Annotated in this window: 13 protein-coding genes; 11 read left to right on the top strand and 2 right to left on the bottom strand. The window is 66.1% G+C overall.

All coding sequences use genetic code 11. The features are described from left to right. Positions 1 to 3: 3 nt before the first annotated feature. The 3 genes from lipB to V1260_RS09795 all read left to right on the top strand — a co-directional run bounded on the left by lipB (position 4) and on the right by V1260_RS09795 (position 2,556). Positions 4 to 720, top strand: coding sequence for a lipoyl(octanoyl) transferase LipB (lipB, locus tag V1260_RS09805; protein ID WP_329746631.1), 717 nt, complete (start codon positions 4 to 6; stop codon positions 718 to 720). Positions 721 to 783: 63 nt separating this feature from the next. Beyond that, entirely contained in the window at positions 784 to 1,806 is a 1,023-nt protein-coding gene (gene lipA / locus V1260_RS09800; RefSeq protein ID WP_329746630.1) for a lipoyl synthase, read from the top strand. Positions 1,807 to 1,836: 30 nt separating this feature from the next. Continuing rightward, the gene (locus V1260_RS09795; protein ID WP_329746629.1) at positions 1,837 to 2,556 is read left to right on the top strand and encodes a DUF4191 domain-containing protein; all 720 of its coding nucleotides are present in this window, start codon (positions 1,837 to 1,839) and stop codon (positions 2,554 to 2,556) included. Between the two features lie 202 nt (positions 2,557 to 2,758). Here the strand turns inward: V1260_RS09795 and V1260_RS09790 are convergent, their stop codons facing one another. Both V1260_RS09790 and V1260_RS09785 read right to left on the bottom strand, forming a co-directional pair. Then, positions 2,759 to 2,914: a hypothetical protein gene (locus V1260_RS09790; RefSeq protein WP_329746628.1), complete on the bottom strand. Its 156-nt coding sequence runs from the start codon at positions 2,912 to 2,914 to the stop codon at positions 2,759 to 2,761. Positions 2,915 to 3,108: 194 nt separating this feature from the next. After that, positions 3,109 to 3,543, bottom strand: coding sequence for an RDD family protein (locus V1260_RS09785; RefSeq protein WP_329746627.1), 435 nt, complete (start codon positions 3,541 to 3,543; stop codon positions 3,109 to 3,111). Between the two features lie 191 nt (positions 3,544 to 3,734). Here V1260_RS09785 and glnA point away from each other — a divergent pair, with 191 nt between their 5' ends. From glnA to V1260_RS09745, 8 genes are all read left to right on the top strand, one after another. Continuing rightward, the gene (gene glnA / locus V1260_RS09780) at positions 3,735 to 5,165 is read left to right on the top strand and encodes a type I glutamate--ammonia ligase (protein WP_329746626.1); all 1,431 of its coding nucleotides are present in this window, start codon (positions 3,735 to 3,737) and stop codon (positions 5,163 to 5,165) included. Between the two features lie 273 nt (positions 5,166 to 5,438). After that, complete coding sequence (locus tag V1260_RS09775; protein WP_329746625.1) at positions 5,439 to 6,455, top strand: tyrosine-type recombinase/integrase; 1,017 nt, start codon at positions 5,439 to 5,441, stop codon at positions 6,453 to 6,455. A gap of 1,056 nt (positions 6,456 to 7,511) precedes the next feature. Continuing rightward, entirely contained in the window at positions 7,512 to 8,930 is a 1,419-nt protein-coding gene (locus V1260_RS09770; RefSeq protein WP_329746624.1) for an AAA family ATPase, read from the top strand. A gap of 440 nt (positions 8,931 to 9,370) precedes the next feature. Then, positions 9,371 to 10,075 (top strand): hypothetical protein, encoded by a 705-nt coding sequence (locus tag V1260_RS09765; protein ID WP_329746623.1) that lies wholly within the window; start codon positions 9,371 to 9,373, stop codon positions 10,073 to 10,075. A gap of 47 nt (positions 10,076 to 10,122) precedes the next feature. Next, positions 10,123 to 10,581 carry a hypothetical protein gene (locus V1260_RS09760; protein WP_329746622.1) on the top strand — a complete coding sequence of 153 codons (459 nt, stop codon included), beginning with the start codon at positions 10,123 to 10,125 and terminating at the stop codon, positions 10,579 to 10,581. Positions 10,582 to 10,838: 257 nt separating this feature from the next. Next, positions 10,839 to 15,704 carry a DEAD/DEAH box helicase gene (locus V1260_RS09755; protein WP_329746621.1) on the top strand — a complete coding sequence of 1,622 codons (4,866 nt, stop codon included), beginning with the start codon at positions 10,839 to 10,841 and terminating at the stop codon, positions 15,702 to 15,704. Next, positions 15,701 to 17,065, top strand: a complete 1,365-nt coding sequence (locus tag V1260_RS09750) for an HNH endonuclease (protein WP_329746620.1) — start codon at positions 15,701 to 15,703, stop codon at positions 17,063 to 17,065. The genes V1260_RS09755 and V1260_RS09750 overlap by 4 nt, the downstream gene beginning before the upstream one ends. Further along, the gene (locus V1260_RS09745; RefSeq protein WP_329746619.1) at positions 17,062 to 17,523 is read left to right on the top strand and encodes a hypothetical protein; all 462 of its coding nucleotides are present in this window, start codon (positions 17,062 to 17,064) and stop codon (positions 17,521 to 17,523) included. The genes V1260_RS09750 and V1260_RS09745 overlap by 4 nt, the downstream gene beginning before the upstream one ends. Positions 17,524 to 17,880: the final 357 nt, after the last annotated feature.

The following is a 17,880-nucleotide window of genomic DNA, read 5'->3' as shown; positions in this document are numbered from 1 at the left end:
CGGATGCTCGATGTGATCCGTCTCGGCTTCAGCGAACCCCTCCCCGGCGGGGACCGCCACGAGGAGTTCGGCCTGCCGGAGGGGCCGGTCGACTACCGCGCCGCCTGGGATCTGCAGCGCCGGCTCCATGCCGAGGTCGTCGCCGGGGAGCGGCCGGACACCCTGCTGCTGCTCGAGCACCAGCCCGTGTACACGGCGGGCAAGCTCACCGTAGACCACGAGCGACCCCGCGACGGCGCCGAGGTGGTCGACATCGACCGCGGCGGGAAGATCACCTGGCACGGGCCCCAGCAGCTCGTCGGCTACCCGCTCGTGAAGCTGCCCGTGCCGATCGACGTGGTCGGCTTCGTCCGCGATCTCGAGCGGACGATCATGGGCGTGTGCGGGCAGGTGGGCGTGGACACGATCCCCGTCGAGGGGCGCAGCGGCGTGTGGGTGCGCGGCACCGAGGGCGCCGCGGGCGAGCTGGCCGAGGATCGCAAGGTCTGCGCGATCGGGCTGCGGGTCTCCAAGCGCGCGACCATGCACGGCTTCGCCCTGAACTGCGACAACGACCTCTCGTGGGCCCGCAACGTGATCCCCTGCGGGATCGACGACGCCGGGGTCACCACGCTGACTCGGGAGGCGGGCCGCCGCATCGCCGTCGCGGACGTCGTGGACCTCGCCGCGGAGGCGCTGACCGATCTCGTGGCGCACCGCACCTCGCCCCGGGTCGCGTGACCGGCACCCGGAGCGCCCGGATCGATAGACTGCCAGGACCGTCAAACGTATGGAGGCATCACGGTGACACTCGCTCCCGAGGGCCGACGCCTGCTGCGCGTCGAAGCACGCAACGCGGAGGTGCCGATCGAGCGCAAGCCCGACTGGATCAAGACCCGCGCGGTAATGGGTCCGGAGTACAGCGCGATGAAGAAACGGGTGCACGGCCAGGGCCTGCACACGGTCTGCGAGGAAGCGGGCTGTCCGAACATCTTCGAGTGCTGGGAGGACCGCGAGGCGACCTTCCTCATCGGCGGGGACACCTGCACCCGCCGCTGCGACTTCTGCGACATCGCCACCGGCAAGCCGATGGCCGTGGACCCGATGGAACCCTTCAAGGTCGCGAAGTCCGTGCAGGAGATGGGACTGCGCTACTCGACCATCACGGGCGTGGCCCGCGATGACCTGCCCGACGGCGCGGCCGGCCTGTTCGCCCGCACCTGCGAGCAGATCCACGCCATGAACCCCGGAACCGGCGTCGAGCTGCTGATCGACGACATCAAGGGCAACGGCGAGGCGCTGCAGCAGGTCTTCGACGCGAAGCCCGAGGTGTTCGCGCACAACCTCGAGACGGTGCCGCGGATCTTCAAGCAGATCCGTCCCGCCTTCCGCTACGAGCGCTCCCTCGACGTCATCTCGCTGGGCAAGTCCGCCGGGATGATCACCAAGTCGAACCTGATCCTCGGCATGGGCGAGACCACCGACGAGATCCTCGACTCGCTGCAGCGGCTGCGCGACGCCGGATGCGACATCATCACCATCACGCAGTACCTGCGCCCCTCCAAGCTCCACCATCCGATCGACCGCTGGGTCAAGCCCGAGGAGTTCCTCGATCTGTCCCATGCGGCCGAGGAGATGGGCTTCCTCGCGGTGATGGCCGGACCGATGGTCCGCTCCTCGTACCGCGCGGGCAAGCTGTGGGCGCAGTCCATGAAGAAGCTGGGGCGGGAGATCCCCGAGAACCTCCGCCACCTCGATCAGGACCAGCCCGCCCGTCAGGAGGCCGCGAGCGTCGTCGCCCGTCGCTCCCCGGCCGCCGCGAGCTGAGTCCGCACCCCCGGAAGGACCCCCACCCCCATGGCCCGCAAGAGCGAGTCCGAGAAGTCCGCGCCGAAGAAGCCCGGCCGCCTCAAGCAGATGCTCGAGGTGTACAGGTACACCCAGGAGGTGGACCGCACCACGCTGCCGCTGATGCTGGCGGCGATGCTCGGCGCGATCGTCGTCGGCGTCCTCGTGTCCTGGCTGGTGCTGAACAGCCCCTGGTACGGCATCTTCCTGGGCATCGCCGTGGGCCTGCTCGGTGCGATGCTGATCCTCGCCCGGAAGGCGGAGCGCGCCGCGTTCAGCCGCATCAAGGGCCAGCCCGGAGCGGCGCTCGCCGCCATGCAGTCGATCCGTCGAGGCTGGAACGTGACGGAGGAACCGGTGCAGATCGATCCCCGCAGCCAGAAGATGCTCTTCCGCGCCTCCGGCCGGGCCGGCATCGCGATCGTCGCCGAGGACTCCTCCTCGACCTCGATGAAGCTGCTCGAGAAGGAGCGTCGCTCGATCCGCCGCGTGCTCCAGCACGAGGGCGTCCCGGTGCACCAGATCGTGGTGGGCGACGGTGAGGGCGAGGTGCCCCTGCACAAACTCCCCGGCTACATGACCCGCATGAAGCGCGAGCTCACCAAGGACGAGGCCTCGCAGGTCACCAAGCGTCTCTCGGCCCTGCAGCGCTCGATCCGCCAGCAGGTACCCAAGGGCGTGGACCCGATGCGCGCCCGCCCCAACCGCAAGGCGATGCGCGGCCGCTGATTCCCCAGCCCCCGCGCCTTAGCGCTCCAGACGCCCCCGCCCGGCTCCGGCCGACGGGGGCGTCGCGCTGTCCCGGGAGTCGTCGGTCAGGACCACTGCCGGCTGTTGCCGATGCGCGGCATCTGCCCGTGACGGCGGCACCAGTGCACATAGTGGTCGTGCACGAGCGCCACGTCCGGGTCCACGCGGTCCCTCTGTCGGATCAGCCGCGCCCGTGGATCGCGGCCGCTTCGAGGAATCCGATCGCCACCAGCAGCATCCAGGTGCCCGCCCCGGTCGAGCTCATCCGACCGAGGTCGACGAGCCGCCTCCCGAGCACGGGATGCAGGTCGGGACTCGTCGAGGGACGCTCGGTCACGCCGCCCGACCTCGCGTTCCGGCGTCTCGTGATCCGACCGTTGCCGCCGTGACCTTTTCGTAACCAAACTTTCTTCTCGCAGGTCAGAAGGGGAATCCGCCCTCAGCGGTCTGCTCGACCGGCGAGCAGCGCGCCGGGGCGCTTCCCGGCGTCCCGGGCCGTCTGCAGCCCTCGTCCGCTCCCGTACGGACCCGTCAGACGCGGATCACCGCGGTGCCCGCGGCGGCGTCATGGAGGGGCTGCGCATCCCGGTTCCACACCACCGCCGGGAGCAGCAGGAGCATCAGCCCGGTACGGATCAGCGCGCGCAGGATCATCGGGCTGCGACCGCGCACCGGTAAGGTCCGCATCCGCAGCACGTACTGCCCCGGAGTCGCCCCGAAAAGCGTCAGGAACAGCACGTTCACCGCTGCGAAGAGGACCAGGTTGGCGAGGGCGTCGTAGTCGAAGGCGACGGTCGAGACCCCCACGGCGAGAGCCCAGTCGATCACCAGCGCGAGGGGCCGGCGCCAGAACGGGGCGACGGATCCGTGACCCGTCGGCGGCAGTCCCAGGGACGAGCCCTTGACGTATCCGGGGTCGCCCGGGGCGCCCTCCATCCAGGAGCCGAGGTCCTTGCGTTCGATCACGGAGCGACCCTATCCGGGGGTCCTGGGCGAGGACGTGCTCCGGGAAGGCGTCACCGACGGCGCATAAGCTTGCTCCCACCGAGTCCGGCCCGCAGCGCGTGCCGGCCTCGGAGCAGGAGATCGCCCGTGCGGCACGACGAGCCCCGGGCAGGACCAGAACGGCGCGCCGCCCCGGCGCGGATGGAGGAGATGTGTTCAACAATCCCAGCGAGGTCGTCAAGTACATCGAGGAGGAGGGTGTCGAGTTCATCGACATCCGCTTCTGCGACCTTCCCGGCGTCATGCAGCACTTCAACGTGCCGGCGAGCAGCTTCAACGAGGAGGCCATCGCCACCGGTCAGCTCTTCGATGGCTCCTCGATCCGCGGCTTCCAGGCCATCCACGAGTCGGACATGAAACTCGTGCCGGACCTCGAGACCGCCTACCTCGATCCCTTCCGCGAGCGGAAGACCCTGATCGTCAACTTCTCGATCGTGGATCCGTTCACCGACGAGCCCTACTCCCGCGACCCGCGCACCGTCGCCGCGAAGGCCGAGGAGTACCTGAAGTCGACCGGCATCGCCGACACCGCCTTCTTCGCCGCCGAGGCCGAGTTCTACATCTTCGACGACGTCCGCTTCAAGACCTCCGTCAACTCGGGCTTCTACTCGATCGACTCCGACGAGGCCGTGTGGAACACCGACCGCGACGAGTCCGAGTTCGGCGGCAACCAGGGCTACAAGACCCGTCTCAAGGGCGGCTACTTCCCCGTCCCGCCGAACGATCAGATGGCGGACCTGCGCGATGAGATCTGCGCGGTGCTCAGCGAGGTCGGCCTGGAGGTCGAGCGCGCCCACCACGAGGTCGGCACCGCCGGTCAGCAGGAGATCAACTACCGCTTCAACACGCTGCAGCAGGCGGCGGACGACGTCATGAAGTTCAAGTACGTCGTGAAGAACACCGTGTGGGACGCCGGCAAGACCGCGACCTTCATGCCCAAGCCCCTCTTCGGCGACAACGGCTCGGGCATGCACACCCACCAGTCGCTGTGGAAGGACGGCGAGCCTCTGTTCTTCGACGAGCGCGGCTACGGCGGTCTCTCCGACATCGCCCGCTGGTACATCGGCGGCATCATCGCCCACTCCCCCGCGCTGACCGCCTTCACCAACCCCACGGTGAACTCGTTCAAGCGTCTGGTGCCGGGCTTCGAGGCCCCCGTGAACATGGTCTACTCGGCCCGCAACCGCTCCGCCGCGATCCGCATCCCGGTCACCGGTTCCTCCCCGAAGGCCAAGCGCATCGAGTTTCGCGCCCCGGACCCGTCGGCGAACCCGTACCTGTCCTTCGCCGCGCAGCTGATGGCCGGCATCGACGGCATCCGCAACCGGATCGAGCCGCCGGAGCCGATCGACAAGGACCTCTACGAGCTGCCCCCGGAGGAGCACGCGCAGATCCAGCAGCTGCCCGACTCCCTCGGCGCCGCCCTGGACGCCCTCGAGGCCGACCACGACTTCCTCACCGAGGGCGACGTGTTCCCCGAGGACCTCATCTCGACCTGGATCGAGCTGAAGCGCACCACGGAGATCGATCCGTTCCGCTTCCGCCCGCACCCCCACGAGTTCGAGCTCTACTACGACATCTGAGCGATAACCGGGCATTTTACACCTCTGACCTGCAGTTTCATAGGTCATGATCCTTCGTCTGTTGCATGCGTGCAGTAGGCTCAAGTCACACGGAGTACAACCGAGCTATCGCACGGTTGTCGCACGACTTGGAGGTCAGAGGTGGCAGGTTCCCGACGTCGCGGACGTCGCTCCTTCGGGGCGGTGCGGAAGCTTCCCAGCGGGAGGTACCAGGCGAGCTACCTGGACCCTGCAGGGACGCGTCGCACCGCCCCGGAGACGTTCACCGCGAAGATGGACGCCGATACTTGGCTCGCGATGCAGCGTGCCGCCATCGAGAGCGGCTCATGGCGCGGCCGCGACGACCGCACGACGGTCGGCGAGTTCGCCGATGAGTGGGTCAAGGCGCTCCAGGTCCGGGACCGCACGCGCTACCACTACCAGGTGAACCTCGATAAGTGGATCAAGCCCGCCTTCGGCACCACACCGATGAGCGCCGTGACTCCCGCGATGGTCCGGAAGTGGGTAGGCGGGTTCCCCGTCGACACGCCGGCCGCTCGGGCCAACGCATACCGCGTGCTGTCGCAGGTTTTTCGAGCCGCAGTGGAAGATGGGATCGTCAGCGAGTCGCCCGTGAAGGTGAAGGGCGCCGGCCAGTACACCCGCAAGCGTGAGGGACATGCGTTGCAGGCCCCCGAGGTCTATGCGCTCGCGGACCAGGTGCCCAAGAGCCGCCGGCTCGCGATCCTGCTCGGCGCATTCTGTGCGCTCCGGCCTGGTGAGGTGCTGGGGCTTCGGCGGCGGGATGTCGATCCTCAGACGCACTCTCTGAGCATCCGCGAGACGGCGTCTGCGGTGCACGCCGGGTCCAGCCGCATAGGCCCCGTCAAGACCGCCAGCAGCGTACGGACCGTCCACTACCCGTCAGCTCTCCAGGAGGCCGTTCTGGAGCACCTGGAGAAGCACACAGGGACCGCGCTGACCGACCATCTCTTCCCTTCGCCCCGCGGGGGCGGCGAGCCACTCTCCTACGGCGGCTATCTCCACATGTTCAAGCGGGCCGCAGCAGCCGCGGGTCTGGGTGACCTCAAGCCGCACGACCTCCGCCACACGGGCGCGACCCTGGCTGCTGGTACGGGAGCAACCACGCGCGAGCTGATGGCACGGCTGGGGCACACCTCCCCCACTGTCGCCATGCGCTACCAGCACGCGGCGAAGGAGCGGGATAGGAGCATTGCTGACGCGCTGGCCGGCGACCTACCTACCGAGCAAGCTGGTCGCTTCGAGCTGGAGGGGAAGACTCATGGCTGAGGAACGTGAACAGCTCACAGGCCGAAGTGACGAGGCGAGGCGGCGGGAGTTAGCCGACGGCGACGCAAGAGCCGAACTCCAGGCCGTACCGATCGTCGCCATCCCCTTCCAAGCACGCCAATGGCTCTCACGCCAGAAGACGCTTGATGAGTGGTACCCGAGAGGTAGGGCTCCTTGGACGCGCGTCCAGTGCGGGATCGGTGGTCGATGGCACGACACGGGGGTGGAGATGAGGCTCGAGCGCGCGGCCTCCGGCAGATGGTGGGTGAAGGTGCGCCCCGGGGCCCGCTACGAAAAGGTGTCGACCATTGTGGCCGCTGAGCACGAGCCCCCTGAGGTCAAGGAGCCGAGCTGGTGGGAGATCCGTTGCAGGGCGTGTATGAGGCCGACTCGACGAAACCCTATTGACTTCCTCGGTGACCAGATGTTCATCGCTCTGGTGGAGTACCGCAGTCGGCTCGCCACTGAAGACCGCTCAAGGGCAAGGCGTTGGCCCCCTCAGCTCCCATGGACCGCTCCTAACGCTTGATGTAGTAGCATCCAGCCAGGCCCACGCGGAGCCTTGATTCCGCCACACCAGGGGTTCCCCGCCGGGGTTCGTCGCCATGTCCAGCTCCCTAGGATGCGCTTTAGTGCGCCATGCTCCAGGGAGCTTTTCTATGCACAACCCCATCTACGAGGCTCGATCTCGCCTCGCACTCGCCACCCGCTACGGCGACTCTGCCGCCGCTCAGGACGCTCGTCGCGACCTTGCCGCGGCCAAGCTCGAAGCAGCGATCAGTCGCACGCTCGCAGGCACAGGCCCACTGACGAGGACGCAGGTTGCTCATCTCGTTCGTGTCCTCCGCGAGGAGGCCAAGCGATGACGAGCTCGCGCTTTGTGCCGCTTTCCGTCGCAGCGGAGTACGTGTCCATGTCTGAGGCCGGGATGCGCAAGTTCATCGCTGAGGGACGTCTCACTGGCTACCGCCTAGGTAGGCGCGCGATCCGTGTCGACATGAGAGAAGTCGAAAGCCTGCTGCGACCGATCCCGACAACGAAGCAGGCAGGCCGCCGATGACGAAGCCCAGGAGAGGAACAAAGAGGCTCACGAGAAGGACCGCCCCGGAGTCGGTTCCGAGGCAGTCCAGAGGCGTTGTGGGGACGCATGATCACGGTAGCCGGGGAGCGGCGCCCCTTTCTCGTTCGAGGAGTACTCCAAGCAACATCATTCTGTGTACTGACTGCGGTGAGCAGCTGCAGAGGTGCGGCTGTGATCCAACGCCGGCAGTTGACGGGGCGAAATGGCTCTTCGACCAGCCGTCGGAGGTTTCGGCACGTTGGGGAGCAGGGAGTGAGGTTCTTTGGGCGGTTGGCCAGGCTCTAGTGCTCGCCGGCCGTCAGGGGACTGGAAAGACGACCATAAGCGGCCAGCTGGTCCGTGCTCTTATCGGTCAACAGAACAGCGTCCTCGACTATCCAGTGAGGCCGGCGCGACGGGTTCTCTACCTTGCGATGGATCGTCCTAAGCAGATCGCCGCAGCACTCTCGCGGCCGTTCAAGCAGGACGACAGAGGGGCCGCAGAGAGGCGCCTGGTCTTCAGAGAGGGGCCGCCACGGAAGGATCTCGCGAAGCACCCCGAAGAACTTCGGAACCTTGCGCTCAAGCACGGTGCCGATGTGGTTGTAGTCGACAGCCTGAAGGACGCAGCCATCGGACTCACGGACGACGCAGTCGGCGCCGGATGGAACCGTGCCCGACAGACTGCCATCGCCGCAGGAATCGACGTCCTCGAGCTGCATCACCTGGTGAAGGCACGCCCGTCGCATAAAGGACCGCCGACTATAGATGAGATCTACGGGTCGACGTGGATCACGAGCGGTGCTGGCTCGGTGATCCGTCTCGATGGCCGTCCAGGAGACCGGGTGATCACGCTTCATCACCTGAAGCCGATCAAGGATCCCGTGGAGCCGATGAGGATCGAACATGACCACCAGGCAGGTACATCCCGTGTCATCAAGGGAGCTAGCCCTCTGGCGCTCTTGCAGGCCTCTCCTAACGGGCTGACGGCTCCCGAGCTCGCCAAGGTCCTCCATGGCACGGAAAAGCCGGATAGGAAGGAAACCGAGGCTGCAAGGCGACGGCTCGATCAACTGGTCAAGCAGGGCATCGCCCGCTTTGATGAGGAAGCTCTCGATGGCCAAGGTGGGCGCCCCTCCAAGAGGTACCGAGCGGACACGGTGGGAACCACGATCGCTGATTCAGGAGAGGACCCACGAGAGCTCCACGGAGACCAGTTCTCGGAGAAGAGGGCAGGTCAATCAACCACGCCTTCAACCACGTCAACCACGCACGCGTCAACCACGTCTTCCCACCCCCCTGAAAGGGGTGGGAGACGTAAGAGGGCGAAGCGCGGAGGTCCCTCCAAGAGCGCGAAGGCGACAGGCAGCTCACGCTCTCCAGAGCTGACCGCCGCAGATCCTCGTCAGCCGTAACGAGATCACCGCTGATGGCTTCTTAGCTGTCCCCTCGGAAGGGCCGAGCTCGGACCTCCTGATCGCGTGAGCCCGCATTGCAGGCGGTCAGTAAGGGAGCCCGAAGCGGGGGCTGCAGCGGTCCGGCGAACGACTCCCCGGTGCTTGTATCCGAACACATGCATCGGGGAGTCACGCGCTGGATCTAGCAGCTCCGGATCAGGTCCGGTGTGAACTGTCGACTGCCTTGTGCACCGGGCAACCGGCGCGTGCGTCGTCGCTTCCGCGCCAGCGGCTCGTCCTACACAGGCTGTAGTTCATCAGTGCTACTCGATCGCTTCACTCGTCCGGAACCCCGTAAAGGATGCAGCCACGTGCATCGCATAGCGGCAGTTTCGACATGGATTTTCTGCCCCCTATGGGAATCTTCAACCACTAGCACCATGTCAAGAGAGGCACCCATGAACCGCACACTTCGCTGCTTCGCGTTCCCTGCGCTAGCCGCCCTAGCCCTGGCAGGATGCAGCACCTCTGCAACCGAGGCAGAACAGACCACCGACGAGGCCACGAGCGTCGAGCAGACTGATGCTCCTTCGGACGGGGATGAAGCTTCCGCCTGGCCTGATGTGGACGACGCCGAAGAACAGGGGTTCTACGGACCGGGCAAGTACCTGGCGATGAACATGACGGGCGCGGGGTTCATCATGACGATCCCTGCTACGGGCCCCGAAGACATCGAGGCGTACAGGCAGGCGACAGGGCAGGAAGCTGTCGGCTACATCCAGGTCGAGATCGACAACACGAATGGGTACGAGGATGCCGCCCCGTACAGCGTCACCATCGTGGACTACCACGGCCAGGAGCTTGAGTACAGGTCCGCCTTCTCCGTGATCGAGGAGTGGGGTCCGACGATGCGCGATGACGGCCCGGAGGACGTGAACGATGGCTACTGGTACTCGATGCCGGACGGCACCGAGATCTCGGAAGAGGAGTACGGGCGGCTGAACTCCCAGGGGATCGACGTCTACAACGCCTACCTCGACACATCTGCCAGCCCCACTGCGAAGAAGACAGTGTGGCTCCTCGGCCCCGAGGTGCCGTCAGAGATGACCTACATCGAGCTCAGCGAGACGACGGACTCCTACCAGGCAAGTCCGCTCGAGTGAGCGTCGAGAGAATGAGCCAGTCGTCGCATCACAAAGACCCCGGTTCCATGAAGACACCAACTAGAGGCGACGTCCGCTTCATGCATGGCGGCGGCCATGAGGAACGGGGCGTCTACGGGACGCTCCAGGACGCCGTTGTAGCGGCTCAGCGGGCCGTTGACGGATCGAAGGGCGTGGTCTTCTGGTCGCCAGCATCGCGTAGCGCAGATGGGCAAGCAACACGTGCTGTGGTGGCCCTCAGAGTGCCCGGCGAGGGCGTCTACGACTTCGAGGACACCGACGAGGTGCTCGTGTGGTGGAGGGCCCTTCCATCCGCAGTACGTGAGGCACTCGAAGCTGAACCAGGCAAAGTGCTCACTGCCGATGAGCTAGTTGCCGTGACCAACACCAGACCCTACGGGGCGCGTGCAGCGTCGGTGTCATGGGTGGGTACCGGTGACGCAGCGGAAGGGCGCTACCGCCTCTTCACCGACCTCCAGCGCTTCGTCTCCGCCATTCGCTCCTGAGAGGTCCTACCGGCGATCGCAAGATGCCTACGCGGCGAGAGGCTCACGTAGCGGGCTCCGTCACCTCTCTCGCTGGCACCGAGGTCCCAGCCGAGATATATACGTGAGGGCCTCAGAGCACTACGTAGGCGGTGTCGAAGATATACCGCGTTAGCCCGTCCTGCTGGAGTCGGGGCCGCCATCTTGGCATGGGCCTTTCCCGCTCATAGTGCGGCGTTCGTGCATCTCTCGATCTCTTCTCCGAGATACTTGGAGCCATGACTGTCACGGCGCCCTCCCCGATGAAGCTGTTGGATCGCATGTACAACTCTGCGTCTTCGACCGCGGATCAGGGGACGATGTTCGAGCGGTTCACGCAGTCGTTCCTGCAGACGGATCCGCTGTGGGCGGAGCAGTTCTCGAAGGTGTGGATGTGGGACCAGTGGCCTGAGAAGTGGGGTCACGACTCCGGGATCGACCTGGTCGCGCAGCGGCGCGACGGCGGGCTGACGGCGATCCAGTGCAAGTTCTTTGCGCCGACGCACCGCGTGTCCAAGGGCGATCTCGACAAGTTCCTGGCGGCGTCGGGGCGGGGCGGTTTCACGGAGCGTCTCGTCGTGTCGACGACGACGCAGTGGGGTGCGACGGCGGAGGAGACGATCCGGGAGCAGTCGGTGCCGGTGCGGCGCCTGGGGCTGCAGGACTTCGAGCAGTCGCGGATCGACTGGGCGACGTTCGATCCCGAGACGCCCGCGGCGCTGTCGCTGTCGGGAGCGTCGGATCTGCGGCCGTATCAGCGCACCGCGATCGACGATGTGAAGGCAGGGTTCGGGACTGCGGACCGTGGCCGACTGATCATGGCGTGCGGCACCGGCAAGACCTTCACCTCATTGCGGCTCACGGAGGAATACGTGGGGGCGGGCGGCACGGTGCTGTTCCTGGTGCCGTCGATCGCATTGCTGTCGCAGGCGCTGCGGGAGTGGTCGAAGAACACCTCCGTCGGGATCACACCGCTCGCCGTGTGCTCGGATGCGAAGGCCTCCCGCGCTGGCCGGTCCTCCGAGGACTCCTCGGAGATCTCCGTGGTGGATCTGCCGTTGCCGGCGACCACGGATCCGGAGCGGCTCGCGCGGCATCTGCGGGAGGCGCGGACCGACGGCACGGGGATGCGGGTCGTGTTCGCGACCTACCAGTCGATCGACGTCGTGGCGCAGGCGCAGAAGCTCGCGGGGCTGGAGCCGTTCGACCTGATCGTGTGCGACGAGGCGCACCGCACCACGGGCGAGACGCTCGCCGGGGCGGAGGAGTCCGCGTTCGTGCGCGTGCACGACGACTCCTACCTCAAGGCCTCGAAGCGGCTGTACATGACCGCGACGCCGCGGATCTACGACGACGCCTCCAAGGCGAAGGCTGGCAAGGCCCAGGCCGTGCTCGCCTCGATGGACGACGAGGACGTCTACGGGCCCGAGTTCTACCGTCTCGGCTTCGGGGAGGCCGTGGGGCTGGGGATGCTCACCGACTACAAGGTCCTGATCCTCACCGTGAACCAGGAGGCGGTGAACGAGGCGATGCAGGACGCGTTCGCCCGCGACGGCGAGCTGACTCTGGATGATGCGACGCGGCTGGTGGGCTGTTGGAACGGTCTCGCCAAGCGCGGCGACTCGGAGCACTCCTTCGGCCTGGATCCGCAGCCGATGCGGCGCGCGGTCGCGTTCGCGCGGGACATCAAGTCCTCCAAGAAGGTCGCCTCCCAGTTCGAGGAGGTCGTCTCCGCCTACGTCGAGAACCACGAGGACGAGGACCCGGGTGACGTGCTCTCCGTCGAGGCGAAGCACGTGGACGGGTCGATGAACTCGATGGAGCGCACCGCCCTGCTGGACTGGCTGAAGGAGGACACCGACGAAGACACCTGCCGGGTCCTCTCCAACGCCCGCTGCCTCTCCGAGGGCGTCGATGTCCCGTCGCTGGATGCGGTGATGTTCCTAAACCCCCGCCGCTCCGTCGTGGACGTGGTGCAGTCCGTGGGCCGCGTGATGCGCCTCGCTCAGGGCAAGAAGTACGGCTACATCATCTTGCCCGTCGTCGTCCCCGCCGGCGTCGAGCCGGAGAGGGCGCTGGATGACAACAAGAACTTCCAGGTCGTCTGGGACGTCCTGCAGGCCCTGCGCGCGCACGACGAGCGGTTCGACGCGATGGTCAACAAGGTCGAGCTGAACAAGGGCCGCGACTCCAAGATTGATGTGATGGGCATCGGCTTCGCCGACCCGGACGAGCGCGAGGACGGCGAGCCGACCAGCAGCGACAGCAACACGGGTTCGGTGCAGGGTGCGCTGGATCTGCGGCTGTCGCAGATGGACGAGCTGCGCAACGCGATCTACGCCCGCATGGTGAAGAAGGTCGGGTCCCGCACCTACTGGGACCAGTGGGCCAAGGACATCGCCGTCATCGCCCAGGCCCACATCACCCGCATCACCTCGCTGGTCGACGATCCCTCGACCGCCGCTGCGGGACAGTTCGAGGTGTTCCATGACGCGCTGCGCCGGAACCTCAACGAGTCGATCACCCGGGATGGGGCGATCGAGATGCTCGCCCAACACATGATCACCAAACCCGTGTTCGACGCGCTCTTCGAGGGCTACGCCTTCACGGACCACAACCCCGTCTCCCAGGTCATGAACCGCATGGTAGACGCACTCACCGCCATGCACGTCGACGCCGAGGCAGGGCGACTCGAGGCGTTCTACGAGTCCGTCCGGATTCGCGCCGCAGGGATCGACAACGCCGAGGGCAAGCAGAAGATCATCACCGAGCTCTACGAGAGCTTTTTCAAGAACGCCTTCCCCCGCGCGGCCGACGCGATGGGCGTGGTCTACACCCCGATCGAGATCGTTGACTTCATCCTCCGCTCCGTCAGCGACGTACTCGAGAAGCAGTTCGGCCGGTCCATTAGCGACGAGGGCGTGCACGTCCTCGACCCCTTCACCGGCACCGGCACGTTCATCGTCCGCCTGCTCCAGTCCGGTCTGATCCGGCCCGAGGACCTCGCCCGCAAGTACGCCTCCGAGCTGCACGCGAACGAGATCCTGTTGCTCGCCTACTACATCGCCGCAATCAACATTGAGACCACCTTCCACGACCTCCAGGCCGAGGCCGACGGGGTCGAGCTCTCGACGGAGGCGTACGAGCCGTTCGACGGGATCGTCCTCACCGACACCTTCCAGCTCACCGAGGACGGTGACCTCACCGACGAGACCGTCTTCCCTACCAACAACACCCGCGCAGAGGCCCAGAAGGCCCTCGACATCCGCGTCATCGTCGGCAACCCGCCCTACTCCGTGGGCCAGAGTTCCGGCAACGACGACAACGCCAACGTCAGCTACCCCACCCTCGACGCCCGCGTGCGCGACACCTTCGCCGCCCGCACTGATGCCAAGAACAAGCGGAGCCTCTACGACTCGTACATGCGTGCCATCCGCTGGGCCAGCGACCGTATCGGCGATGAAGGCGTGATCGGGTTCGTCACCAACGGTGGATGGATCGATGGCAACACCGCAGCCGGTGTCCGCAAGACACTCACCGACGAGTTCAGCACGATCTACGTTTTCAACCTCCGCGGAAACATGCGCAACACAAACTGGAAGGCGGAGGGCGGCCAGATCTTCGAAGGCGGCAGCCAGACGACGGTCGCGGTCTTTCTCCTCGTTCGTGTCAAGCAGCATGACGGCCCCGCGACGATCCACTACCGCGATATCGGCGACTACCTCACCACGAAGGACAAGCTCGCCATTGTCGCGGACGCCTCGCTCGACACCGTCCCGTGGCGCCAGATCCAGCCCAACCCGCACGGCGACTGGATCAACCAGCGCGACGAGGACTACCTGACCTACCCCATCCTCGGCGGCGACACCAAGAACGGCGTACGCGTCTTCGAGAGCTACAGCGCGGGGCTCCAGACGAACCGTGACGCCTGGGTCTACAACTCATCCGAGAAAGCCCTCGACGCGAACCTCAACCGCTTCCTAGCCACCTACGAGACTGAACGCATCAAGTTCCGCGACTACGCAGAGCAGCAGCACCTGAAGTCACCCAAGGGAACCGACACCGTCGGCGTCGTCACCACAGACGACACACTCATCAAGTGGACAAGTGGCCTGCGAGACCGGCTGGCAAAGGACAAGCCACTCAGGCGACAGCAGGATCACCTATCGATGAGCCTCTACCGCCCTTTCAACGCCCAGCACATCGATCTCACCGACGGGCTTATCCACCGACCCGCTATTGCACGCCGCTACTTCCCCACACTTGGTCTCGAGAACTACGGGTTCTACATGACCGGGATCTCGTCACACCACGAGTTCTCGCTTCTCGCGACGCGGGTGCTCCCTGACCTCCACGCACTGGACACTGGCCAGTTCTTCGCCCGCTACCGTTGGGAGCCTCTCCCAGATGGAGAACTCGACCTCGGCCTCGACGGAGACGTGGTGGATGGCTACCGCCGCGTCGACAACATCACCGACGAGTTCCACCAGCTCATGCAGGAGCGCTACGGCAGCAAGGTCTCGAAGGACGACATCTTCTTCTGCATATACGGCCTGCTCCATTCCCCCGAGTATCGCGAGCGGTATGCCGGCGAGCTGAAGCAGATGCTCCCCCGGGTCCCGAACGTCCCCGCGGAGTCGTTCGGGGCGTTCACGTCGGCAGGTCGAGAGCTGTTCGGCCTGCACGCCGACTATGTGGACGCCGAGCTCTACCCGCTGACGGTCAAGGGCGGAGAGCAGCCGCCGATGGGCGGCGAGGCGGATTACTACCGCGTCGAGAAGATCCGCTTCCCCTCCGGCAGGAAGGCAGCTGATGCCCCGGACGCACTCGTCCTTAACCCGAACCTCACCGTGACCGGGATCCCGGAGGAGGCCTACCGCTACCAGCTTGGCTCCCGCAGCGCGATCGAGTGGGTCATGCGGCAGTACCAGGTCTCTACCGACAAGGCCTCAGGAATCGTGAACGACCCGAACCAGTGGGGCCTGGAGCACGGCAACCCTCGCTACATCCTCGATCTCCTGCAAAAGGTCGTCACCGTGTCGGTGCGGACGGTGGAGATCACGGAGAACCTGCCCGCGCTCGACAGCGAGGGAACCGCGTCATGACCGACTGGATCATCGCCTCGGACGGGGCGAAGTTCGATGTTGACCGCGCGTTCTCGCAGCGCTCTGTCGTGGACTGGAGCGAGGCGTCCCGCGCTCACCTTCGCGGCGGGGATCGTGTGTTCCTGTATCAGGTGAAGCCGGTCCAAGCGATCACCCACGTCTGCCAAGTAGTCCAGACGGGCATCGACAGCGGGGACATGATCGGCGACCGCGAGTTCTGGGTCGACGCTGCAGCTTTCGAGGAGCGCCTAGAACGGACATGGATGAGGCTCTCTCTCCTGCACACTGTGCCTCTAGCCATCAGAGGAGAGCTCTCGCTCGACCGCCTTCTCGACGCGGGGATCAACGGGGCGCCGCAGGGACGGATGCGAGCACCTGCGGGGGTGACCGAGCTCGTCGCCGAGGTCCTCGACGCTGCTCGGCCGGACTCCTCGGAGTTGATCCGTCGCGAGAGGGATCTGATTGCGGACCTCGGCATCGAGCGGCCGCCGTGGAGGTTCAAGCGAGGCCGTCGCGGCGGCACACGGTCGCTCGCGTCGTTCACCTATGCACTGTCGATGCCTGACGCCCCCACGGCCCTTGCCATGTTGCGTGCGTACATCATGGCCGCGAGCCTCGACCGGTCCGAGGGCTGGGGTGTCTCCGCAATGCCGAGCTGGGCCGGTCCGACCGATCATCAGCGCTTCGCCACGATCGCAGGCGGCGGCATCGAACTCTTCTATGTGTGGTTCGAGTCCGCGAGCGGGCTGGTCACCGAGTGGGGAGCCCGCTTCCCTGCGGATCTCGCGCCGCAGAACACCGACCCGGAGCGGGTATGGCTCAGCACCGGGGACAACGGCGATACAGGCGTGCACGGTGAGACCCTCGATGACCTCATCACTGTCATGGATGACCCGGAGTTCCTGCGCGCTCTCACAGCCACGCGAGAGGCAAGGGCGACGTCCCGACGAGCTGACTGGCACAACCCCTACCTGGGCGCCCTGCTCGGCGCCAGCGGTGCACCCGCCGAGAAGGACTCAGAGCCCGTCCAGGACGAGGACGTCGAGTTCGAGCGACGCTACATCGAGCGAGTCACCAAGCACCGGCTGCATCAAGCACCCCTCCGTGAGGCAGCGCTGCGCCGCTACGGCGCCCGGTGCATGTATTGCGGGCTCGACGTCGAGCAGGTGCTCGAGGCCGCCCATGTCATCCCCGACAGCAAGGGCGGTGCGGCGAGCACCGACAACATCCGTATCCTCTGCGCCAACCACCACACTGCGCTCGATGCAGGGCTGCTCAGAGTGACGGCGAAAGGGGACGTGGTGCCTGCTCCAAGCGTCCCGCCTGTACCGCCCCTCCCTGATCAGGGCGGACCCGAATGAACGAGGCGTCATGGGTCGACATCGTCGGCCTGATCATCTCGGCGTTGACCATGCTCTCGATAATCTTCGCCGTGACGCAGATCGTGGCTCAGACACGGCAGATGCATCGCGACTTCGAGGCGCTCTACGTGGAGCGGTACTGGACTCTCATGGATCGCCGCTCCGGCGAGTTCGAGCGCGGCGGGAAGCCCCGAAAGGAGGACCGTCTGGTGATCCACCAGTACCTGCAGCTCTGTGAGGACGAGATCGACCTGCGAGGTGAGGGGCGGGTCACCAACGACACCTGGGACTTCTGGGAAAGGTCCATCCGCGCGCAGGCCACAGAGCCTCACTACCTCACCGCTCTGCGTAGTTCCGCTGCGCACGAGTACCCGAGTCTGAAGGCGCTCCTCCGCTCGAAGGAGGCCTACGACCCCCTTCACTGGAAGGCCTCCCGGAGGTGGTGGAAGGGGCTGTGACGGCGAGCATTGGAGGACGATCACTCTTCGCCGCCTGATCCTCATCGCCGAGCTGCCCCAAGCAGCCAAGTCGGGAGTCTTCGTGAGCGCCGATAGACTCACAGTCGATGTAAACACCAGCAGCAGAGGGAGTTCGGGCGCTGCTCGAACCGCCTTCGCCGACTCTGACCACTATTGCACGGTAGACGCACGCCTACTCATCACTGCAGGTCGTAAGCTCTATCAGCTGTACTACGACATCTGAGCCCTACGGCCCGATGCAGCAGCGGGGAGGGGGGGGGGGGGGGGGGGGGGGGGGGGGGGGGGGGGGGGGGGGGGGGGGGGGGGGGGGGGGGGGTAGGGGGGGGGGAGGTGAAG

Origin of the sequence: Brachybacterium sp. J144 (assembly GCF_036321705.1) — a bacterium.
Taxonomy (GTDB): Bacteria; Actinomycetota; Actinomycetes; order Actinomycetales; family Dermabacteraceae; genus Brachybacterium.
The sequence above is the reverse complement of the archived record's forward strand: the minus strand, read 5'-3'. Positions and strand labels throughout refer to the sequence as shown.